Consider the following 23,334-nt stretch of genomic DNA (forward strand, 5'->3'; position numbering starts at 1 on the left):
TGCATTCGCACCAAGTTAATGGAGCTGAAATATGGCAAAACAAATTAACGTAGCACTTATTGGAAACCCAAATACCGGAAAAACCTCTGTTTTTAATAGGTTGACTGGAATGAACCAAAAAGTGGGAAACTACCCTGGAATTACTGTTGAAAAGAAAGAAGGTACATGCAAATTTGGACGTAATTGTAAAGTTCATATTCTAGATTTGCCCGGAACTTACAGCTTAAACGCTTCTTCTTTAGATGAAAATGTTGTTATTGAGCTTCTTTTAAACAAAAATGATAAAGATTTCCCTGATGTAGCTGTGGTAGTTGCCGATGTTGAAAACCTGAAGCGAAACCTTTTACTTTTCACCCAGATAAAAGACTTAGGAATCCCTACCATTCTAGCCATTAATATGTCGGATAGGATGAAACGTAAAGCAATTACGCTTGATGTTTCCTTACTTGAGAAGAAACTAAACACTAAAATTGCACTTATCAGTTCAAGAAAAAACCTTGGATTTGATTACTTAAAAGAACTGATTGAAAACTACAATCAGCTTCCTACTAAACCTTGCTTGAATGCATCTAATATTGCCCCTGAGTATTTCGATAGATTGCAAAAAGCTTTTCCTAATCAGGACCTTTACAAACTGTGGCTTGTAATTACGCAAGATGTAAACTTTGGAAAATTAGACCGAAACGAGCTGCAAGGGGTAGCATCCTTTAAAACAGAATCAACAAGTAATCTTAAACGCCTTCAGCAAAAAGAAACTATCGCGCGGTATAAGTTTATTAATGAAACTTTAAAAGAAACGCTACACATAGACACTGCTAAAGCGAAGGATTTAAGAAGTAGATTAGACCGAGTTTTAACCCATAAAGTTTGGGGATATGTTATTTTCTTCGGAATTCTTCTGCTCATTTTTCAAGCAATTTTTGATTGGAGTGCGTACCCAATGGACTTTATAGACAGTTCGTTTGCTTCGTTAAGTGAGTGGGCAAAAAACACATTACCTCCGGGTGATTTCTCAAGTTTAATTGCGGAAGGAATTATCCCTGGCTTGGGAGGAATTGTAATATTTATCCCACAGATAGCCTTTCTTTTTCTGTTTATTTCAATTTTAGAAGAAACAGGATATATGAGTCGTGTGGTTTTTCTTATGGACAAACTTATGCGACGTTTTGGTCTTAGCGGGAAAAGTGTGGTACCCCTAGTAGCTGGTACTGCTTGTGCTATTCCTGCAATAATGGCCACGCGAAATATTGAAAATTGGAAGGAACGACTAATCACTATTTTAGTTACGCCTTTTACAACTTGTTCTGCTCGACTTCCTGTTTATTTAATAATCATCTCTTTGGTGATTCCCGATACAAGGGTTCTCGGTATTTTCAGCTTACAAGGTCTAACCTTAATGTTTATGTATATTTTAGGGTTTGGCGCGGCAATTTTATCGGCCTATATCCTAGATAAAATTTTGAAAGTTAGAAGCAAGAGTTTCTTTGTAGTAGAAATGCCTAACTATAAAGTGCCATTAGCGAAAAATGTAATAATCACAGTAATTGAAAAAACCAAAGCTTTTGTTTTTGGAGCTGGTAAAATTATTTTGGCTATCTCCATTATTCTTTGGGTTTTAGCTTCATATGGCCCAGGAGATTTTAATGATGCAGAGGAAATTGTAAAAAGTGAATACGCTTCTCAAAATCTGTCGGATGATGATTTAGAAATGCATATAAATTCTTTCAAACTTGAGCATTCCTATATCGGTCATGTTGGCCAATTTATAGAACCAGCCGTAAGGCCTTTAGGCTACGATTGGAAAATAGGGATTGCCTTAGTGAGCTCATTTGCTGCAAGAGAAGTATTTGTAGGAACGCTAGCTACAATTTACAGCGTGGGTAGTGATGACGAACAAACTATAAAAAGCAGAATGGCAGCCGAAGTAAACCCAGTATTAGGCGGGCCATTATTCAATTTTGCTAGCGGAATTTCGTTGCTTTTATTTTATGCTTTTGCAATGCAATGTATGAGTACACTTGCCATTGTAAAAAAAGAAACTAACAGTTGGAAATGGCCTATGTGGCAGTTAGTTGTAATGACCGTTATTGCTTATGTGGTGTCTCTAGCTGCTTACCAGTTCTTGAGGTAATTTCCCTGCTAGCACCTTCCCCTATTTCAGGGGAAGGTGGCATCTATTCTGCGAAGCAGAAATAGATGGTGGAAGGGGTAAAGTAATAATTTTAAAAATAAAATATTATGCAAACAATACTAGTAATAATAGCATTTTTACTTGCAGTTGGATTTTTAATTACAACATTCATCTGGAATCCTTTTAAAACAAGTAAAACTTCAAAAAATAAAATTGGAGATCATTCCGACTGCAGTAAATGTAGTTTTCATTAATTTTTATTGAACAAGTGCTATTATGATACTTATAGGACTTTCCGTATCTTTGTACTATGCAAACAATCTTAGTTTTAATCACCTTTTCTTTAGCCGCAGGCTTTTTACTTAAAAAGTTTGTCTGGAACCCTATTTTTGAATCCCGCCAAAACTCTAGCAACACCTTAGATGGAGGAAAAATTAAGTGTGGAAAGAAGGACTGTGGGTGCCACTAATTAGCTATTTTTCTCCTCACAAATCAACAATACATAACCAGTATCTTTTCCAGTACTTTCAGATGTTGGATAAGGATTTAGCGTTAAACCATTAATTACAAATTTATCTGAAGTAAAGAGATTTGTGTTCTTTTCTTCTCCAGGTCTTGTTTCACCAAAAATCAAGGTTACTTCCTCGGTTTTCCCATTTGAAGTTACTTCAGCTTTTACAATAGCTCTTCCTGCCCACATACAGTTCACACCTTCAGGACAACGAGAATCTTCAATCACTTCTAGAAATTTTACTGAAACACCTTTTAAAACTACCGTTTCACCTTCTGGTATCTTTACCCCTATTTTAGGAGTTTTAGGTGAATCTTGTCCAAAAGAAAGACTTGAAATAAGAATTAATATAGCAAATAGTGAGTTTTTCATAGTTGTGAAATTTATAATTTTTAAAGATAATTAAAAATATTCTACTTTTTGTTTTTAAAAGAATACCAATAATTACGAAGTTTTATCAACTTCCAGCCTTTTCCTATAGCCATTGAAAGCACTCGTACTTTCAAAATGCTTAGCCTCTAAACAAAAAGAAATCATCCTTTATGTTTTCAATTTTATCGTCTCTGTTAGTAAGGATATAATCTAAGGCCTTACCGGTAAACTCCTTTCCTTTTTCAGTAAGGGAAACAATGTGGTTGTCAATGGTGATCATATTATTTTTTAACGCCAGATCCACCACAGATTTCGATCTAACTTTTTGCCAATTTATGTGCTCTTGCAAGTGATTTATATGACGTTCGCTCTTTTCTGTATGATTATTTAAATGCAGTAAAAAAGTAATTAACGAAACTTCTGTTCGCTGTTGTTTTTGTCTGTATAAAACTGAAATCAAACCTTTTTTAGGTGCGAATAAATAAACAAGTAGGAAAACAATTCCTAATACAGTTGTCATAGAACCCGATATAGAAGCATCCAATAAATGTGCCAACCAATATCCAGCTATTGCAGAAAACACTCCAAACACAACAGATAAAACCAACATTCTTTTTAAATCGTTGGTAAGTAAATAGGCAGTTGCTGCGGGTGCAATCATTAAGGCTACTACCAAAATAGCTCCTACTGCATCAAAGGCACCAACTATGGTTACTGAAGAAACAGACATAAGTCCATAGTGCAATACAACCGGTGAAAACCCTAAGGCTGACGACAATCCTACGTCAAAAGTGCTCACTTTTAATTCTTTAAAAAACAGAATTAGAAGTGTTATAGAAACTAGTAAAACTCCGCCCATCACCCAAAGTGATTTTGGCCCCATATCCATTCCTGAAATAAACATTCTATCGAAAGGCGCAAAGGCAAGTTCTCCTAATAGAACAGCATCTACATCTAAGTGTATATCGTTGGCGTTCTTGGCGATTAAAATAACCCCAATACTAAACATAGTAGGAAAAACTAAGCCTATGGCCGTATCTTCCTTCACTAAGCCCGTTTTTTGAATTACCTCAACAAGAATCACAGTTATGACTCCTGTAAGCGCAGCGAATAATATAAGTAAAGGCGAGTTTAAATCTTGAGTGATGAAAAATCCAATTACAATTCCAGGTAAAATTGAGTGACTAATAGCATCGCTTATTAATGCCATTTTCCTAAGAACTAGAAAAACTCCAGGTATAGCACATGCAACTGCGACAATAGCTGCGATTAGTTGTATTTCCAGCTGTGGATTACTCATCTTTTAATTGTTGGTTATATAAGTTTTTAGCTTCTTCAAATCCAATATTGGTCAAAGACCACTCTTGGCCTTTTAATGTTATCCATTCTTTTTCTTCCATTTTACGAAGGGAATTTTTAGAAAATCCTTGGAAATTATTTAAAATACGAATGGCGTGTGGATGTGAAATATTTTGATGCGTTTTTGCAATATCGTACATAAACTGAAGTGTTTTCTTCAATTGTAAGTCATTTCTGTTTTGTCTAAATCGGATTTCTCTAAATACAATTCCTCTACCTGGTGAGAAGATAAATGAAAACAATACGAATACTGCGGCTACTAATACAATTACTGGTCCTGTGGATAGGTTGTTTTGAGTTGCGCTAATTGCAGTTCCGAATATCCCTGCTAAAGCGCCAATTATAGCCGCTAAAATTACCATAGTGCCTAGACTATTTGTCCATTGTCTAGCAGCAGCAGCAGGCGCCAATAGCATTGCGCTCATTAATACCACTCCTACTGTTTGAAGTCCGAGAACAATAGCCAAAACAATGAAAAACGTAATAAGTGAATCGATAAATCGCACATTAAACCCTAGGGTTTTAGTGTAATCCATATCAAAAAGCATTATTTTAAATTCTTTCCAGAAAAGCAGAAGTATTATTAAACACACTCCTGTAACACCAATCATTATGAACACATCACTTTCAACTAGTGTAGCTGCTTGTCCAAATAAATATTTATCTAATCCTGCTTGATTGGCATTAGATTGTTTTTGAATATAAGTAAGCAACAACATTCCAAAACCAAAAAACAACGACAACACCAATCCCAGGGCAGTATCACTCTTTAAGTGGGTTTTTGTTGTGATACCTCGTATCCAGAAAGCTCCAATCAACCCACAAATTAATGCTCCCATTAATAAAATGTAAGTGTCCTTTGAACCCGTAATTAAAAAAGCAATTGCGATTCCTGGTAAGGCTGCGTGCGAAATTGCATCTCCTAACAGACTTTGCTTTCGAAGCACTGCAAAACTCCCTAACATCCCGCAAATAGCCCCCAACACCGCAGTCCCCAACGTAATAGTTCGCAGGGTATAATCGGTCCAGAGTAGATTAAAATATTCAATCATAATAGTCGGTAGTCTATAGTTTGTAGACGGTAGTGAGTTTAGTTATAATTTTAATAACAAGCCTATTCATAAAGACTCATTTTTACAGACTAAAGCCTAGCCGTCAACCAACTATTTCTTTTTAAGATATTTTTGAAGTGAAACTGTCATTTTAGCTAATTCTGATGGTTTATTTCTTGTGTTTTATCATCTTCTTTAGTTATAAAACCTTGCCTTTTGACAATAGTTGAGCAGACCAAACATTCTTTTATAGAATCCCACGCCATTTGTAAATACATATGAAATTGAGGATCGGTATCCCCCGCACCTTCAGCAATATTTAATGGGATAGAAACTGAAGCTCTTTTATCTTGGGATGTCAAACCATATAATTCATACTTCGGAAACTTCTTAGTCATAGCATTTACATCATCCACGAAATCTAAAGACTTTTGATACACAGTCAACTCTTCAAACTTAAATTTTGAACTTTCCATATTATATCATTTTTACAATTTACATTCTTACAACTACCGACTACTATCTACCGACTAAAGCCCTTATCCTCTATTTATTAACCGCCACCTTGTAATTAATCCCGTAGGTTTTTGTCAGGTTATCATCATTAAAAATATCTTTCACGGGGCCTGTTGCAATTTTCTTCACGTTTAAAAAAGTCACCCAATCAAAATATTCTGGAACGGTCTGGAGATCGTGATGAACTACAACGAGAGTTTTACCGGCTTTTCGTAATTCTTTTAAAATATTGATAATTGCAATTTCCGTTGTGGCATCCACACCTTGAAAAGGTTCGTCCATAAAGTATATAGAAGCGTTTTGAACTAAAGCTCGTGCCAAGAATATTCGCTGTTGCTGTCCTCCACTTAACTGACTAATTTGCCTACTTTTAAATGAAAGCATGCCCACCTTTTCCAAGGCTTCCAGAGCAGCTTTCTTTTCTTTTTGTCCAGGGCGTTTTATCCAACCTAAACTGCCATAGGTACCCATTAGCACTACATCTAAGGCTGTTGTAGGAAAATCCCAATCTACACTTCCTTTTTGAGGCACATAAGCTACAAGCTTACGTTGCTTATCGTAAGGTTTTCCAAAAATTGAAATACTCCCTGCAATGGGCTTTATTATCCCTAAAATAGATTTAATTAAAGTGGATTTTCCCGCACCATTAGGGCCTACTATAGCCATTAGCACACCTTCGGGTACCTCCAGATCTATATCCCATAGTACAGGTTTATAGTTGTAAGCAACCGTGAGGTCGTCAACACTTATCGCTAATTTTTCATTCATATTATTTAAATATTTAGGCCAATTCTTCAGCAAGATCAGAACATCGCAAGAAGGCCCGCGACCAAGTCTTGAACTACTTTTCTATACTTAAAGAATCCATTTTCATTGATTTCGTTTTCGTTTTCGTTTTCGATTTCAAAACTATCGCAGCGCTTCCACTATTGTATTCACATTGTATTTAAACATTCCAATATATGTTCCTTCTTCGGTCCCTGGATTTCCAAGAGCATCACTATATAAAGACCCTCCAATAGTGACATCGTGATTTTTTGAAAGAACGGCTTCACGAAGGGCTTCAATAGTACGACGCGGAACAGAACTTTCTATGAAAATCGCTTTAACTTTATTGTTGATAATAAAATCTGATAGTTTTTGAACATCTTGCACTCCAGCTTCTGTAGCTGTAGAAAGTCCTTGAAGACCTACCACTTCAAAGCCGTATTTATTTCCGAAGTAATTAAAAGCGTCGTGAGCCGTCACTAATATTCTTTTCTCCTTCGGAAGGGTTTCAATCTTGTCTTTGACTTCAATTTCTAACGCATCGAGTTTTTCTTGATAAACCCGATTGTTTTCACTGAAATAATCTAATTTTTCTGGATGTGCTTCAGATAGTACGTCAGTTACTTTATTCGCAAACTGCTTAAAAAACTGAATATTAAACCAAACGTGTGGATCGTAATTGGAAGCAAATAATTTGGAGGAAATCAATTCGTCTTTATTAATGAACTCCCCCAACCCGATAGTTTTTTTACCACTAGCTTCCATTCGCTCAAATACATCTACTAGTTTTCCTTCTAAATGCAAACCGCTGTAAAATATTATCTCGGCATTGTAGAGTTTTGAAACATCGCCTTCACTTGCTTTATATAAATGCGGATCTACTCCAGCGCCCATCAAACCCTCCACCTGAACGGCATCACCACCAATATTTTTCACTAAATCGGTAAGCATAGTTGTAGTAGTTACCACTTTAATTTTACCATTATCCTCCGCAGCATTTTTGCAGCCAAAGAGAAGTATAGCTAAACCGATTATTAAAATTTTCTTCATTATTTATAATATTTTTTGAGCTATTTTATATAGTAAACAAACCTTAACTTGTCTGTACGTACAGGTTATCGGCAATTGTTTTTGATATAAAGAAGTTTTCATTTTGAACTTCAATAACCATTGAGCCATCAAAAAATTCTTTCCCCATTACCGTAATTCTTGTGCCTATACTGATATTTTTTTTATCTAAGTATTGCAAAAACTCCCCTGAGCTTTCTTTAACACCAACACAAATACCTATTTGATTTTTCTTTAATTCGGAAAGCAGCTTTTTCTCTGTTCGCTTCATTACTCCCTGCTCGTTTGGAATAGGATCCCCGTGAGGATCGAAGTCTGGGTTCCCCAAAAAATCGTCTAAACGATTAATTAATTCCTCACTTTTAATATGCTCTAATTGTTCAGCAATGTCGTGAACTTCATCCCAATGAAAATTGAGCTTTTCAACTAAAAAAACCTCCCAAAGTCGATGTTTTCTAATTACATCTGCAGCAATTTTTCTACCTTTTTCAGTTAGCTGAGCTCCTTTATATCGTTTGTAAACAAGCATTTTCTTTTCAGCCAGTTTTTGAACCATATCAGTCACCGACGAAGGTTTTGTTTCCATACTCTCTGCAATAGCATTAGTACTAACTTCTCCTTGGCTTTCTAGTTCTAAATGAAAAATCGCCTTTAAATAGTTTTCTTCCGCAAAAGTCATAACAAAATTAAGTTTATGCAAAGATATAATTTTTTTGGTTTAAAAAATATATTTAGATTAATCTAAAAGTTGTAGTCTAATGATGCTCATTTGCTTCTATTACACAGTAAATTCAAGTTCAAAATACTCACTGTATTCACTATCCAAAACATCAAAAATGTGTATATTGATTTTTTAATTTAAAAACTTGATCGACTTGAAAAACTCTTATTTAAACCTTGAATTAATCTCTTATAATTCAACTAATAATACCTCTAAGGACGCAGCAAAGGTTGTTTTCATTTCTGAAGAAAAACAATTGGAGAAGCACAATCTAAATTCTTCGTTATCGAAAAAGATTACTTCAATTTTCAAAAATGAAAAAGATGAAATTATTACCACATTTGAAGATTCACAAAGCTTTTGGGTGATTGCTACCACTGACGATGCTGAAAAAAATAGAAAACTCGGAATTTCTCTTTACAAAGCATTAGCAAAAGAAAATTCTGAAATTTCTATTCTGGAAGGCTTAAACAGTTTGACAGATAAGTCAAAAAACTCCTTTTTAGAAGGTCTACTTATGGGGAGTTATAAATTCAACCCTTACCTTAAAAAGAAAGAAAACAAAGAATTGAAAGTTTATGTTTCAAATGACGAATTTTCCGAAACCTCTCTCACTCAAGTAACTAATTTAATTAACGGGGTTGCATTAACTCGAACATTAGTAAATGAGCCGCCAAATAAATTGGATTCGGTTATGTTTTCTGAAAGAATAGCTGAAGCAGGAAAAAAGTACGGTTTTGACGTTGAAGTTCTTCAAAAGGATAAAATAGTGGAATTAGGTATGGGCGGACTTTTGGGTGTAAACCAAGGTTCGGAAGTTCCTCCTACTTTTAACATTATGACCTATAAACCTAAGAATGCAAGTAATAAGCAACCGCTTGTTCTGGTAGGTAAAGGTGTGACTTTCGACACTGGAGGGTATTCCTTAAAAACGGGAGGACATATGTCTACTATGAAATCGGATATGGGTGGAGCAGCAACTGTGGCTGGAATAATGGCAGCTGTAGCTAAAAATGAACTTCCATATTATGTAATTGGACTTGTACCTGCTACTGATAATAAAATCGATGGAAAAGCGCTTTTAGTGGATGATGTTATCACAATGATGGATGGCACCACGGTAGAAATTCAAAACACAGATGCTGAAGGTAGACTTATTTTAGCAGACGCTTTATCTTATGCCAAACAATATAAACCTGAACTTGTAGTGGATATGGCAACCTTAACCGGTGCAGCTGCGGCCATTACTGGACCTTTTGGAATAGCCATGGCTGGAAATAAGCAGGAGAAAATGGATGAATTAAAACAAGCCGGAGAAAACACCTACGAACGTCTTATTCAGCTACCGTTTTGGAAAGAGTTTGAAGAACTTCTTAAGAGTGATGTTGCCGATTTAAAAAACATTGGAGGTCCAGTAGGGGGTGCTAGTACAGCGGGGAAATTTCTAGAGCACTTTACTGATTACGATTGGATACACTTAGACATCGCTGGTCCTGCATTCTTAAAAGATGCGCAAGGTTCTAATCCTTCGGGAGGAACTGGAGTTGGTGTTCGACTTTTATACGATTTTATAAAGTTGAGAGCTAAAGAAGGTAATTAAGATGAAGTTTTAATTTTTGATTTCTGACTCTTTAGGAATTATAAAACTTTGGTGGTTTGAAAAAAGATGATGATAAAATAAAAGCTTTGCGATGGAGCTATGAAATAGTTGCCTCAGAGAAACTTGGTTCCATTAAAGATCGATCGTATGAAGAGCTAAAAGAAAAATTAGCTGGTTATTTGAACTCTTTAATGTTAAGCGATTATAATAAACTAATAGCTATTTTATATCGAATTGATATTTCACAAGAAAAAGCTGTGGCCGCACTTGCCGAAAATGCAGAAAAAGAATCTGCCGGAGAAACTTTGGCGCGTTTGATAATTGAAAGACAACTGGAAAAAGAAAAAACGAGGAGGAAATATAGAAGTTTTTAATTGTAGAGAATTAATTTCTATAAGCGAATGTTCGCTTTTAATAGAAGAAATCTCGGCAAAAGTTGATATTCGGATTTAAAAATTCCTGTATCGTCAATATTGATGTTTCTAAAAGTTTTGGTGTTCAACAGGTTTTTTCCAACCAATGATAAAGAAAGTCTGTTTTTTATGATTTGATACTTCCCTTCAAAGTCCATAAAGTAATAGGTATTATTATCTTTATCCAAATTTGAAAAATAATTCCTAGACGAATTCAAAGAGAGATTTAGCTTTTCCAATGGCTGGTACACTATATCCAAAAAGGTTCGGTTTGTAATATTTTTCTGTTTTATGGTGGTTTTGTATTCGCTATTAAACCATTCTGTTCCAATATGGAAATTGAGTGGCCCTATAAAAGCAGATCTTAATTCGCCGCCATAATTAAAGGTTGAAGAGCTTACCTTTCGCAAATTACCATTTAAGCTATTCTGAAAATTCTGTTTGTTATATCCCAATTTCAGTTTTATGTTTGAAGCTAACCACTGGAGATAAATATTGGAATCTGTCTGGAAACTTATAAAATCCTTATCCTTTAAACGTATTAATTCATTTAAAGTGTAGTCTGGCGTAATCACCGATTTAGAACCGAGGTAATCATAATTTTTCACATAGATAAATGAAGTGTTCGCATAAAAAACACTTAATATAGTGCCTAAGGTATAATTTAAATAGAAGGTACTGGATCTTAAAGGTTCAATATTTTCCAAGCCCTTTGAAAATCGATTGTATTGGATAAGTACATATCCATTCTGAACACTTCTTAAGGAGGGGTTTTTGCTTTCATATTTAAAAAAGGAAAGAATGCGGTTGGTTTTGTTCAATTCCCAGTCTACAGTTATTTTTGGATTGATAAAGAATGGTGATGAATCAAGGTTTTGATCCTCAGCTTCTAGATGGTTAAAGTGCTTTGCGAAATGTACATTCCCCGTAAGCGCCACCGAACCCAATTTTAATCGATACGACGGTTCAAAAAAGATATTGAATTCTTTATATTTTGAATTATTCTGAAACTCTTCGGGTTTTTTATCAATACCGTCAAGCTTAAAAACAGAGTTATAGTCGTTATAAGTATAATCCAAGCCAACTTTTGCTTCCCACAAATCATTATTTGTTCTTCTAGTAAATAAACCGGCATCAAAACCGGCAGTATTTAAAGCCTGCCTACTTTCTTGGAAAACGCCGATAATTTGATTGTCATTCTGAAATAAATCCTCAAACAAAAATCGATTGTTCCCATAGTTTTGCGGATTATCCGAATGAACATAATATCCATTTATAAGCAGGGCTTGATTCGCTTTTAATTTGTTGATGTATTTAAATCTTTGATCTATTGTAAATGGATCTTCGTTTAAGTTTTCATTGGAAAGATCTGAGTTAAACTGGAGCGAAGTATTGGTTCGAGTACGATTGCCACTGTATTTTCCAGAATATTCTATTATTTCGGTTTTGGATTTGTCATAGGTTAATTGTGTGTTTGCAAATCCTGAGAATGTTTTTCCGTAAAGTCTATAATCTTCTGTGGTAGTAAAATCTCCTGTCGGTAAAAAATAGGTATCCGTAGATTTTCGGAAGAAATCGTTTTCGTCCCAATTTAAGAACCCGATGGTCTTTAATTTTAATTTTGGGCTTATGGTATAAATATCGCTTAGGGAGGCCATTTCGGCATTGTTGAAATTGGTACGCTCCTCGCCAACATCTGGTTTGTGATTTATCAAGTTAATAAATGATGCTGCTGTTTGAGTCTTCGCTGTACTGCCAAGTTCATTTCCTTCTCCCGAATCCATCATTTCCGAAAGGGCTGCCGTGGTCTCTAAACCAACATTGTTGAAATTGGTAAAGCCATAAAATTTATCTTTTTTTCTAAAGGAAATAATATTTGCACTGGCATCATACCTATTTTCGGAAGCAAGACCATAACCAGGTTTTAAGGAACCGAACAACTTATTTTTCACATTGTTCTTTAAGGTAAGATTAAGCGCCACTCGGTCGCTATCCTCAATCCCTTTTAATAATCGGTTATTAGAATATTTTTCATAAACCTCAACTTTATTAATTACCGTCGCATCTAGGTTTTTGGTAAGCAGTTTATATCCTTTTTCAAAAAGATCGTCGCCCTCAATCATCACTTTTTCAACTTCCTTGCCTCCTATTTTTATTTTACCATCACCATCCACATTAATTCCAGGGATGTTTTTTAGTAAATCTTCCACCGTTTCTTCATTTCCTTTTTTAAAGGCGTCTGCCTTAAAAATAATAGTGTCTTTTTTTATGGTTATTGCCTTTTCAGAATTTATTATTACCTCGTCCAGTGAAAAGGTCTCTTCTTTTAAAACCACGTTGAGATTGTAGTTTTTACCTTTTTCTAAGGAGAGCACTTCTGTCTTTTTTTGAAACGAAATGGAACTAAATGTCAGTTCAAAATTGCCAACTTTATCCGTTATTAGTTCATAGCTACCATTTTCTTGTGTAGTGGTAAAAGCAATTATGCCATCCTCATTTTGAGCTTTTAAAAAAACATTTACATAGGGAATGGGTTTTTGTAAAGTATTTGAAACCGTTCCAGAAACAAGGCTTTGGGAATAAGCAAAATTGCCCGATAACGAAAGTACCAGGCAATTTATAATCAATATGAAATATTTCTTTATTCTGTGTCCCACTCGTATTCTAATTCAATACCATTTCTTTTGATTTCAGATGAAACAAGTTTTGCACCTTTAGGTAAGCGTGCACGCATCGCCTGTATAACAGTAGATGATGCCTTGTTAGATTTTTCAATAAACTCTCGATATTCAAGAATAGTATCAACAGAAGGTTTTTGAACTTTACTCTCTGCATTTTTAAATGGTATTTGTATATGTTCTGAGCTAAAATATACTTCGCCTGTTAAATCATAAACTTCCAGAATCAAGCCTGGTAACCCACTAAATTTCCACGGACCGAAAGAGAGCGGTATTTCACTTGTAAACCAAGCTTCATAATTTCTGCCTCTGAAAGTTGTAGTAGCTTTTTGACAATTATAGCCAGATATACCTTTAAATTCATCGAGCAATACCCACTTTATAGAAGCGTTGTCATCATAAAGATAGTACTTTAGAACACTGTTATTATATATTGGTTCTCTACATGTTATTGTACGACTATGTAAATTATTATAATATAAATTTCCAATTTCATCCGTCCCTACTTTAATGTTTATTTCAACATTTCTATTATTTCCTGCATCTTCTTTTGTATTTTGATCTTTCTCGGTTTTATTATTACGTTTTAGCTGAGGTAAATAAATAGAAGCATCTTTAGTAAAAAAAAGATTATTCTTAGTTTTGTTAACTTGACCTCCACCAAAATTCAATACCGATGAATAGACAATTTTTCCTGTTTGTGCATAAGAAACCGAAACGATTAAAAAAAATAATAAAAAATATTTCATACTAGATATTTAGCATGGAAGTGTAAAAGTTTCTACAATCACTTCTATCCAAGTACCGTGATTAATTGTCGTAATAACGGTTACTAAAATTTCACAATTATCGGAAATTAAATTTTCTGTTTCTGTAATTAATTCAATCCGATCAGTTTTTTCATTGTTTTCTATTAAAGTACTATTTGCTGCAAATGCTCCCAATGAAAACAAACAAATTGCTAATGTTTAAAACTAAAGATTTATATTCAGTTATGTTGCAACTGTGTAAACATATCCTTTTTTTTTACAAAAACAAAAATTTTTAACACTTTTTTATGATTTATTTTAAAACCCGCGCTCCTTCTGAATCTGCTCGTAAGCCTCCTGCACTTTCCTAAATTTTTCTTCACCCCCTTTTCGGTGGGCTTCGTCTAGGTGTGTAAGTTTATCGGGATGATATTTTTTCACCATGGTGCGGTAGGCCGTTTTAATTTCGGCAGCGGTTGCATTTCGGTCTATTTCTAGAATTTTATAGGCGCTGTCCGGATTTTTAAAGAACATCGCTTTTATACTTTCAAAATCACGTGCATGGACTCCTAAAAAACCAGCAATCCTATTTATTTCATTTACTTCGGCCGTTGAAACAGTACCGTCTGCATTGGCAATACTGAACAAAAAATGAAGAATCTGCAATCTACTTTCATAACGCGTCCGTTGGCGTAGAAGCGTGCCGATAGTTTGGGCAGAAATCTCTCTGTTTTTAATTACTTCGTTAAAAACTCTAAAAGTGGCATTTGCCCGATCTTTCCCGTAAGCTTGAACAAAATACTGCCTTACAAAGTCTAACTCTGTCTGACTAACTTTCCCGTCGGCCTTAATCACTAATGAAGCTAAGGAAAGTAAGTTTAACTCAAAATCGGCTGGCGTAACTTGTTGGCGTGTAGATCCAAAAGAAGTTTGAAAAGTTTTACCTCTTACGCTTATGTTATCCAAGAGACTTCCAATAAAAAATCCTGCAATTGCACCTGGAAAACGGTATAAAAAATAACCTAAAACGGCTAATAACCAACGAAGCATAAACGTGAATTTTGTTTTTTTGAAGCGACAAAAGTACTGAATTAAAAAAACAAAACTCAAATTTCAAATAAAGGAAAACCACCAAACTTCAAAACCCAAAATCCAAATAAGTATAAAATTCTAAAAAATATCACTATTTAAGATTTTCTAGACCTTTAAAGTTTCGAGATTACAATTTGGGATTTTTTGGGATTTGGATTTTGTTATTTGGAACTTTTCTAGATAAGAATTAGTATCTTTGCATCAAAAATTTAATACACTTAAAAAAAGAAATATTATGTACCCAGCAGAACTAGTAAAACCAATGCGTGAGGACCTAACTAAAGTAGGTTTTTCCGAATTATATACAGCAAACGACGTTGAAGAAGCACTAAAAAAAGAAGGAACTACTTTAGTAGTTGTTAACTCTGTTTGCGGATGTGCAGCTGCTAATGCTCGTCCAGGTGCTGCTATGTCTCTTCAAAACGATAAAAAACCAGATAACCTTGTAACTGTATTTGCAGGAGTTGACCGTGAAGCTGTAGATGCTGCAAGAGCACAAATGGTTCCTTTCCCTCCTAGCTCACCATCTATGGCATTATTCAAAAATGGTGAATTAGTACATATGTTAGAGCGTCATCACATTGAAGGGAGACCAGCTGATATGATTGCTGAAAACCTTAAAAATGCATATAACGAATATTGCTAAACAGAAATACATCCGGTGATTAAGCTGAACAAACCCTTAACCATAGTTATAGGCATTTTAGCTTTGGGAGCATAGCTTACAACTTGTATGAAAACCCTAGTGTTTCGTATTTGTTAGGGAAGGAAGTAAACAACTGGCTTTATAGAGGCTTTTGGCTACTAATTATTATCGTTAGCGTTTATAATTATATTTATTTAGACCGAAACACACTAAAGAACAAGTCGAAGTCCAAAAAATAAAGTTTTTCAAAAAGGAGAACTGAAAATAAGCGAATACAAAAACCGTCTTAATTAAGGCGGTTTTCTTACTTTTGACAACCAATGAAAACACTTTTAAAAATTATTAGTTATCCTTTTACAGTATTGTTTTACCTGCTTTTCGGTATTACAATATTGATTTTTCACCCTATTCAATGGGTTGCTTTTAATTGGTTTGGATACTCAGCACATAAAAAAACTGTCGATATTTTTAACTGGACAATCCTGCGTTGTCTGCACGCTGTTGGAACTAGATTTCACGTTGAGACAAGTGATAATATTCCTATTAACGTTCCTATAATAATTGTTTCCAATCATCAAAGTATGTGGGATATTTCGCCGATAAGTTGGTACTTGCGAAGGTATCACCCTAAGTTTATTTCAAAAATAGAATTGGGTAAAGGAATCCCTTCTATTTCCTACAATTTGCGTCATGGGGGCTCGATTTTAATTGACAGAAAAAATCCGAGACAAGCTATTGTTGAAATGGTTAAGTTTTCAAAATATCTTCAACAGCACAATAGAAGTGGAGTTATATTTCCTGAAGGAACACGAAGTAAAACCGGAGTTCCAAAGCCATTTAGAAGAACTGGATTGCAAACCCTTTTCAAAAAAATCCCTGAAGGTTATGTAGTTCCCGTTACTATCAATAATTCTTGGAAATTACAGCGCAACGGGATGTTCCCAATTCAAATGGGGGTTTGTTTAGAGCTAATTGCCCACCCAGCATTAAAAATTTCGGATTATGAAGTTGAGGCCCTAATCGACCAGGTGGAAGAGACTGTGGTGTCAAAGATTCATAAATAAATGCTAGTGTTTTTTGAAAAGAAGCTAGACTCGCTCTGCCGCTAGAGCCTAGAAATTAAACATAGAAACACTTAAATTATCGTATTTAAATGATGAATACGAAGAAAACCTACAATCTCCTTCCCAAGATTGCTACCTATTGTTTACACTTTGATTAATTCTTAAAATAATGACTTCAACATCCATTTTCGACGACGCTTCAGTAGAAGAAATAATCCGCAATACAATTGCATTTGTTAAGGATGAATTGAAAGATGCAGAAGGCGGACACGATTGGTTTCATATTGAAAGGGTTTACAAAAATTCAATACATATTTCCGAAGGCGAAAAAGTTGATAAAATTGTAGTTGCCTTAGGAGCTTTGCTTCACGATATAGCCGACTCAAAATTTCACAATGGAGATGATACTGTTGGGCCAAAAAAAGCGAGAGAGTTTTTAAAAACCCAAAACGTTGGCGAAGAAATCATCGAGCACGTGGTGAAAATCATAGAAAATGTTTCATTTAGTGGAGGTAATAAAACTCAGGAATTCACTTCCCTAGAACTCGAAGTTGTACAAGATGCAGATAGATTAGACGCCCTAGGAGCAATTGGAATCGCTCGTACTTTTAATTACGGAGGTTTCAAGAATAGAAAACTCTACGACCCCGAAATAACGCCAAAATTAAATATGTCTCCTTCGGAATACAAAGCCTCTAACGCTCCCACTATTAACCATTTCTACGAAAAACTTTTGCTTCTAAAAGATAGAATGAACACCGAAACCGGACGTAAAATTGCGATAGAAAGACACGTGTTTATGGAAACATTTCTGGCACAATTCTACGCAGAATGGAATGGTAAAAAATAAAACTATGTGTCCTCTGTGTCTCTGCGGTGAAATAATTACCGCAAAGGCGTGAAGAACGCAAAGAAATGAAAAAAACCTATCAAACTTGACGTCCAATAGGTTTTATAATTTCAGGATTTTTTTAGTCTTAAGTCCTACGTCTTATAGCGCAGCGGTCTTAAGTCTACTTCAAGTGCTGAGCAAAAAAGCCCATCATCGCCTTATAAAAATCCAAGCGGTTCTCTTCTTTAGCAAAACCATGTCCCTCATCGTATTTTACCATATAAGGCACTTCCACACCTTTACTGCGTAAACTCTCAACAATTTGGTCGGCTTCATCGATGTTTACTCTTGGGTCGTTAGCTCCTTGGACAACGAAAAGTGGTTTCGTAATTTTATCTACGTGCAAAGCTGGAGAGATTTCATCCATAATAGCTTTTTCTTCTGGGATTTCTGGGTTGTACCAGATTTTGTATAACAACTCGCGATATTTTTCCCAGTATGGAGGGATAGTGCCCATAAAAGTATGAAGGTTACTAACTCCAACATAGTCAACTCCACAAGCATATTTTTCTGGAGTTTTTGTCATTCCTCTTAATACTGCATACCCACCGTGACTTCCGCCGTAAATTGCAACGCGATCTTTATCTACCCAGCCTTGAGCAATTGCGTAATCTACACCGTCTTCTACATCGTCCATTGCCTTACGTCCTATCTGACCAAAACCAGCTTTTAGGAATTCTTTTCCATAACCACCCGAAACTCTAAAATTAACGTGTAATGTGGCATAACCCCTGCTTGCAAATAATTGTGCTTCTGGATTAAAGCCCCAGTAATCTCTAATGCCTTGTGGTCCTCCGTGAGGATTTACTATTAATGGCAATTTTTGACCTTTTTTATAATCTGCAGGTAAAGTGATGTAGCCATACAAAGTAAGTCCATCGCGACTTTGAAATTTAATTGGCTTCATAGTAGCCATATCTTCAGCTTTAAGATGTGGTAAAAGCTTGTATAATAGTGTTACTGTATCCTTTTCAACATCATAAATATAGTACTCCCCTACAATTTTATCACTTGTTACAGCAATCATATACTGAGATTCATCATCTGTTTTTCCTATGGTGAAAAATTGCTTTTCTCCAAATTCCTTTTTTAAACGAGCATATATCTTTTTATAGGTTTCGCTCACTGGTTTAACAACTGTTTTCTCCCCCGTGTAGCTGAAGTAATCTATTTCATAGTTTCTCTTTCTTGAAAGCGAAACACCCGACACATCAAATGTATCGTTACTGAAAAGTGTTTTAAGCTTCTTATTTGCTTTTAAGTCGTAAAGTTGGATTTCAATTTTATCGCCATCTAGGTTTGAAATTACATAAGCGTCATCAGGATTTTCGGTAGCTGGGTTAAATGAGATAATTCCAAATGTATCTCCAAACTCTGTAAGCTTTACACGTTTAAATTCTCCATCAATTTTATAAAGTAATTCCATATTAATACCATCTACAATTCTATTGATGGCGCGTAGGTTTCCTTTTCTATCAAAATCGTAAGAACTTACAGGTGGATCACCGGCTTTTACGGTATATAGCTTCGTAACTTCACCTGTATTAATATTTAGACGGTAAGGCTCCTCTTGCTGCGGATTGTCTTTATTCATCTGAACAATCACGTGATCTTCATCTTCTTTCAAGGATTCAATAATATTTACCTTTACCCCTTCAAAAGGTGTTAATTCACTTTTATTCTCTCCCGTTACATCCACTCCATAAACGTGGTGATTTTCATCTCCACCTTTATCCTGCATGTATAGAATTCTGTTATTATTTGCCCAGAAAAAGCCGCGAATTACATCTTCATCTTGTTTAATAAGTAACGTTTCTTTTTGGGTAGCGGTTTCTTTTAAATACAAATCTCGTTCTCCAGTTTCTCTTCGCTTTAAGTAGCTAATAAACTTGCCGTCTGGTGAAAGTTGAAAAGAATAAGCTTCAGGAGTTTTAAAATAATCTTCAACAGAATATTTAAAATTTCCTTTAGACTTTGCCGTTAGTTTCGCCAATTCCTCATCGGTTGATGGGAGCGCTGTATTTCCTGGTTTTGTTTTTACTGTTTTCTTCAAGGTTAATGGATATTTTTGTCCCATTTGTTCAAAAGTTCCTTCAATAGTTTCTCCAGAAACTGCACCAGTATAGGTGAGACCCATTTTGGCGGAAGTAATGGTAACATTTTCGTCTTGCAAAACTACAGAATCAAGTTCTATTCCGCTTGCTCCTTGCATAGGAACATCCAGGGTTGCCCTATGCCCATCATCTGTAGGATAAATGTTGAAAATAAGCTCCATCTGCATTCCCTGAACTTCAAGAGTTCCGCTGTATGCTCCGTCTAATTTTTGCGCATTTACAGTTCCTACTAAAAATAGCATTGTAAGTGCGATTGAAAACTTCAATATTGTTGTCATAAGTGTTTGGTTTAAAATATTAGTTTGATTGAAAGGTAAATAGTTACGCCTATAATTACGCCAATGGCAAATTTTATTAGTTGAATGCGTCTTGCTGTCTTGTTCTTCATCATATTTTATTTTTAATTATATAGTCACCTTGCCAATGCTTGACAATCGAAATTGAGTTACCATTGGTTTTCATTATTACTCGTGATGAGATTTCAATTTTAGGGTTTTGTGCGTTCATATTACGAAGTTTTAGTTGTTGATTTCTAAAACAAAGCTGCGACACAAAACACTATAATAAAAGGTAAGCATCCCCAGATTTAGGAAAATAGGGATGTTTTGAAACGTGTAAGATAATGAAAATGAAGGTTATAAGGTTTGTTTCAGTGATTCCGAAGTAGACGGAATTCAACAACCCTATATTTATAAATTTCGGGTTGAAATGGGGTTTTTAGGCGATATTCTTGATTTCTTTAATGTAAAAAGAAGGGTTTAATCCTGTATCTTTTTTGAAGTATTTGGTAAAAGAATCTGCCGATTTATAACCTACTTCTTCAGCGATGGATTGAATAGAATACGACCTGAAAATTACATCGTTTTTAAGACGAAGTATAGCGTAATTGATGCGAAGATCATTGATGTATGTATTGAAGTTTTTTCCGTAATGTGAATTTATAACTTTAGAAAGATAAGAAGTATTTGTGCCTATTTTCTTGGCAACATTATAGGAGCTACATTCTTGCTTTAAGAAATATTCCTGCTTTTCAAGTTTTTTAAGACCATCTAGAATATGTTGCTTAATGTCTTCAGGTACATCATTACTGTTTTTTTCTTCTAAATCCTCATCCTTCGTATCTATAATTTCATCCGATTGCTTGGCAGCTTCAATTTTGGCCAGTAATTGCTCGAATTTAAACTCATTTGCCTTTTTGTTTTTATAAAAGCGAAGTAAAACGAAAAGTAGAATTAGTATTACTAGGGATGCGCTTAACATTAAATAGTTAAGGTAGGATTGCTTGTTTTCTTTTTCGGTTATAAGCGAATTGACTTCATTTCTAAAAGCTTCTCTTTCATTTTCTAATAGTGATTTTTTAGCACTGTCCTTGAGTTCAGTTTGTTTTTCTTTAGAAGTGAGATATTTTTCAAAATAGAAACTCGCTCTTTCAAAATTTCCTGTTTGTTTATAGGCTTCGGCAAGTTTCTCATAATAATCTTTCATAAAGCCTTCTTCAACAGAAGTAACATTATAATCATCCAAACCCTTCTGTAAAATTTCGCTAGATAAGTGATAATTACCTTCTGCCAATTCAATTTTACCTATAAGATAGGCGTAGTTTATTTTTATAAGATCGTATTCGGTTGGGCAAACATCAAAATATTTGTGATAGAGTTTTTTAGCCTCTTTAAAACGTTTTTCTGTATAAGCAATCTCAGCTTCTGCAGCATACGAAAAAGCCATATAGCATGTGTCTAAATCCTTTTCAGAAAATTGTTTTATTTTATCGACATATAATTTTGCCGAATCTACTTTTTCCAGCTCGAGGTAAGAATTTGATAAGTAAAAACTTATCATGGCTATTTTTGAGTTTATAGATTTTTGTGTGAAAGTTGAATCTGCCGTTTTATTTTCAAAGAAATCAAGCGATTTTTTACGAATATTTATTGCCTTTCTAGTATCGCCACTAACATCAAGAACGGAAGCAATTTTATTATAGGCTATCTGTTTATAAAAATTACTTTTATACGTTTCAGCCAACTGAAGAAGATCTTCATAATACTCCAATTGTGTTGAAACATCACTAACTACCAATTGCAAATCCGACAAATAGGCCAGTGACTCCATTTCTTGTTCGCGCAAGTTATGTTTTTGGGCAAAATGCATATTTTTTTCAGACTGTTCGCTAGACTCTTTAAACATTCTGTTGTGATAATAGGAAACGGCAATAGCGTTTAGACCAACCCATTCATTTATTAAGTCATTCTCTCGTTGACTTTTTAGAATATAAGCATTTGCAGCAGTGATGGTTCTATCTACGTCGGTATATGAATATTTATGTATTGTATCGTTAATACTATCGAAAGATAGATGTGAAAATTCACCTTCCGATTGAGAAAGTGAAGTTGATATTGAAAGTACTATTAAAATAGCAGAACAGAAAAATTTCATTTTTGCTAAAAGTAAGGCGTAAATATACTAAAGCAAACAGAAAATATTTGTAATAATGTTACAGATTACACAGTTTATAAAATAACAATTAAAGAATATTGTAATAAAACGTTTTTCTATTAAGATTAAGATGAATACAAAATTAGAACAACTTCAACTGTGGATTTTTAAGTTCTAGAAAGTGAGATGTATCTAACTTCTTTTTTGATTTACCTTTTAGATATCGATTTTTAGCTATTGCCATAGTGTTTTTAACTTGGTTGCTAATAGTTCCTTCTCCTTTAATACGTCTTCCCCAATTACTGTCGTTTAGACTTCCTCCGTGACATTCAGCAATTTGATTCAAAATGCGTTCTGCTTTATCGGGGATAGTTTTATACGCCCAGTCTTTAAAAATTTCAGCAATTTGTCCGTTCAATCTTACAATAGTATAATTCACATCAACCGCTCCAAGTTCTGCTACTTTCTTAACTAGTGGTAGAATTTCATGACTGTTTAATGAAGGGATTATCGGGGCCATCATTACCCTTACTGGAATGCCATTTTCAGATAAAACTTTAACTGCTTTTAACCGTTGTTTGATACTGGCCGTGCGAGGTTCCAATAATCTTCTAGTGTCTTCGGAAAGCGACGTAATAGAAATATTAACTTGAATTATATTCAGTTTTGCCATTTCCTTCAGTATGTCTAAATCACGAAGAATCAATGAATTTTTAGTGATTATTCCTGTAGGATGTTTCCATTTCAACATTATTTCTAAACACTTTCTTGTTATTTCGAGTTTGCGTTCAAGAGGCTGATAACAATCGGTATTTCCAGAGAAAACAATAGTATCACCTTCCCAATTTTTGGAAGTTATTTTCTCTTCTAAAAGTTGCGGTGCATTTTTTTTAAAAAGAATTTTTCGTTCAAAATCCAACCCAGCACCATAACCCCAATATTCGTGACTATTCCTTGCATAGCAATAAACACAACCGTGTTCGCAACCTTGGTAAGGGTTTGCAGAAAACCCCATTCCAACATCGGGACTATTTACTTCTTAAGTTTGATTTTTACTAAATAAGTTAATTTTAAGTATTAATCAGAAAGAACAAAAGAGCGGAGTAAGGTTACTATATACGGTGAAGCTTTAGACTTCGACAACATTGATAATCC

20 protein-coding genes and 1 pseudogene are annotated in these 23,334 nt (G+C 34.7%); 7 read left to right on the top strand and 14 right to left on the bottom strand.

Features of this window, described 5'->3' with window-relative positions; translation table 11 throughout:
- Positions 1 to 31: 31 nt before the first annotated feature.
- Together feoB and H4O20_RS01020 are read left to right on the top strand one after the other, a co-directional pair.
- On the top strand, positions 32 to 2,131 hold the full coding sequence (gene feoB / locus H4O20_RS01015) for a ferrous iron transport protein B (protein WP_185097991.1): 2,100 nt from the start codon (positions 32 to 34) through the stop codon (positions 2,129 to 2,131).
- A gap of 107 nt (positions 2,132 to 2,238) precedes the next feature.
- Positions 2,239 to 2,385 (top strand): hypothetical protein, encoded by a 147-nt coding sequence (locus H4O20_RS01020; protein WP_158319109.1) that lies wholly within the window; start codon positions 2,239 to 2,241, stop codon positions 2,383 to 2,385.
- Between the two features lie 215 nt (positions 2,386 to 2,600).
- Here the strand turns inward: H4O20_RS01020 and H4O20_RS01025 are convergent, their stop codons facing one another.
- From H4O20_RS01025 to H4O20_RS01055, 7 genes are all read right to left on the bottom strand, one after another.
- Positions 2,601 to 3,014, bottom strand: coding sequence for a hypothetical protein (locus H4O20_RS01025; protein WP_139854384.1), 414 nt, complete (start codon positions 3,012 to 3,014; stop codon positions 2,601 to 2,603).
- A 139-nt stretch (positions 3,015 to 3,153) separates the two neighbouring features.
- Complete coding sequence (locus H4O20_RS01030) at positions 3,154 to 4,314, bottom strand: metal ABC transporter permease (protein ID WP_139854382.1); 1,161 nt, start codon at positions 4,312 to 4,314, stop codon at positions 3,154 to 3,156.
- Positions 4,307 to 5,425, bottom strand: coding sequence for a metal ABC transporter permease (locus tag H4O20_RS01035; protein WP_185097992.1), 1,119 nt, complete (start codon positions 5,423 to 5,425; stop codon positions 4,307 to 4,309). Before H4O20_RS01035 ends, H4O20_RS01030 begins: the two co-directional genes overlap by 8 nt.
- A 155-nt stretch (positions 5,426 to 5,580) precedes the next feature.
- A complete protein-coding gene (locus tag H4O20_RS01040) occupies positions 5,581 to 5,901 on the bottom strand; it encodes a four helix bundle protein (protein ID WP_260402622.1) in 321 nt (106 codons plus the stop codon).
- A 70-nt stretch (positions 5,902 to 5,971) separates the two neighbouring features.
- Positions 5,972 to 6,709, bottom strand: a complete 738-nt coding sequence (locus H4O20_RS01045; RefSeq protein WP_139854376.1) for a metal ABC transporter ATP-binding protein — start codon at positions 6,707 to 6,709, stop codon at positions 5,972 to 5,974.
- A gap of 141 nt (positions 6,710 to 6,850) precedes the next feature.
- On the bottom strand, positions 6,851 to 7,759 hold the full coding sequence (locus H4O20_RS01050) for a metal ABC transporter solute-binding protein, Zn/Mn family (protein ID WP_185097993.1): 909 nt from the start codon (positions 7,757 to 7,759) through the stop codon (positions 6,851 to 6,853).
- 43 nt (positions 7,760 to 7,802) lie between these two features.
- On the bottom strand, positions 7,803 to 8,456 hold the full coding sequence (locus tag H4O20_RS01055) for a metal-dependent transcriptional regulator (RefSeq protein ID WP_139854442.1): 654 nt from the start codon (positions 8,454 to 8,456) through the stop codon (positions 7,803 to 7,805).
- 196 nt (positions 8,457 to 8,652) lie between these two features.
- Here H4O20_RS01055 and H4O20_RS01060 point away from each other — a divergent pair, with 196 nt between their 5' ends.
- Positions 8,653 to 10,098: a M17 family metallopeptidase gene (locus tag H4O20_RS01060; RefSeq protein WP_139854372.1), complete on the top strand. Its 1,446-nt coding sequence runs from the start codon at positions 8,653 to 8,655 to the stop codon at positions 10,096 to 10,098.
- A 56-nt stretch (positions 10,099 to 10,154) separates the two neighbouring features.
- Entirely contained in the window at positions 10,155 to 10,472 is a 318-nt protein-coding gene (locus tag H4O20_RS01065; protein ID WP_139854370.1) for a hypothetical protein, read from the top strand.
- A gap of 17 nt (positions 10,473 to 10,489) precedes the next feature.
- On the opposite strand, the gene H4O20_RS01070 is transcribed toward H4O20_RS01065, so the two are convergent.
- The 4 genes from H4O20_RS01070 to H4O20_RS01080 all read right to left on the bottom strand — a co-directional run bounded on the left by H4O20_RS01070 (position 10,490) and on the right by H4O20_RS01080 (position 14,988).
- Positions 10,490 to 13,138 (bottom strand): carboxypeptidase-like regulatory domain-containing protein, encoded by a 2,649-nt coding sequence (locus H4O20_RS01070; protein ID WP_185097994.1) that lies wholly within the window; start codon positions 13,136 to 13,138, stop codon positions 10,490 to 10,492.
- Between the two features lie 14 nt (positions 13,139 to 13,152).
- Complete coding sequence (locus H4O20_RS01075; protein WP_185097995.1) at positions 13,153 to 13,938, bottom strand: GLPGLI family protein; 786 nt, start codon at positions 13,936 to 13,938, stop codon at positions 13,153 to 13,155.
- A gap of 9 nt (positions 13,939 to 13,947) precedes the next feature.
- Positions 13,948 to 14,133, bottom strand: coding sequence for a hypothetical protein (locus H4O20_RS14965; RefSeq protein WP_221442661.1), 186 nt, complete (start codon positions 14,131 to 14,133; stop codon positions 13,948 to 13,950).
- A gap of 123 nt (positions 14,134 to 14,256) precedes the next feature.
- On the bottom strand, positions 14,257 to 14,988 hold the full coding sequence (locus tag H4O20_RS01080) for a TerB family tellurite resistance protein (protein ID WP_139854362.1): 732 nt from the start codon (positions 14,986 to 14,988) through the stop codon (positions 14,257 to 14,259).
- A gap of 277 nt (positions 14,989 to 15,265) precedes the next feature.
- On the opposite strand from H4O20_RS01080, the gene H4O20_RS01085 reads away from it, so the two are divergent.
- The 3 genes from H4O20_RS01085 (at position 15,266) to H4O20_RS01095 (ending at position 17,590) form a co-directional block, all read left to right on the top strand.
- Positions 15,266 to 15,676 (top strand): BrxA/BrxB family bacilliredoxin, encoded by a 411-nt coding sequence (locus tag H4O20_RS01085; protein WP_139854360.1) that lies wholly within the window; start codon positions 15,266 to 15,268, stop codon positions 15,674 to 15,676.
- Between the two features lie 320 nt (positions 15,677 to 15,996).
- Positions 15,997 to 16,740, top strand: a complete 744-nt coding sequence (locus tag H4O20_RS01090; protein WP_185097996.1) for a 1-acyl-sn-glycerol-3-phosphate acyltransferase — start codon at positions 15,997 to 15,999, stop codon at positions 16,738 to 16,740.
- A 169-nt stretch (positions 16,741 to 16,909) separates the two neighbouring features.
- Positions 16,910 to 17,590 (top strand): HD domain-containing protein, encoded by a 681-nt coding sequence (locus H4O20_RS01095; RefSeq protein WP_185097997.1) that lies wholly within the window; start codon positions 16,910 to 16,912, stop codon positions 17,588 to 17,590.
- Positions 17,591 to 17,753: 163 nt separating this feature from the next.
- Here the strand turns inward: H4O20_RS01095 and H4O20_RS01100 are convergent, their stop codons facing one another.
- From H4O20_RS01100 to H4O20_RS01110, 3 genes and pseudogenes are all read right to left on the bottom strand, one after another.
- Positions 17,754 to 20,024, bottom strand: a complete 2,271-nt coding sequence (locus H4O20_RS01100; RefSeq protein WP_185097998.1) for a S9 family peptidase — start codon at positions 20,022 to 20,024, stop codon at positions 17,754 to 17,756.
- Positions 20,025 to 20,463: 439 nt separating this feature from the next.
- Positions 20,464 to 22,179: a helix-turn-helix domain-containing protein gene (locus H4O20_RS01105; RefSeq protein ID WP_185097999.1), complete on the bottom strand. Its 1,716-nt coding sequence runs from the start codon at positions 22,177 to 22,179 to the stop codon at positions 20,464 to 20,466.
- 142 nt (positions 22,180 to 22,321) lie between these two features.
- Positions 22,322 to 23,218: pseudogene (locus H4O20_RS01110) on the bottom strand (PA0069 family radical SAM protein); the annotation flags it as partial.
- Positions 23,219 to 23,334 lie beyond the last annotated feature (116 nt).

Source organism: Aequorivita sp. 609 (genome assembly GCF_014212065.1).
Classification (GTDB): Bacteria; Bacteroidota; Bacteroidia; order Flavobacteriales; family Flavobacteriaceae; genus Aequorivita; species Aequorivita sinensis.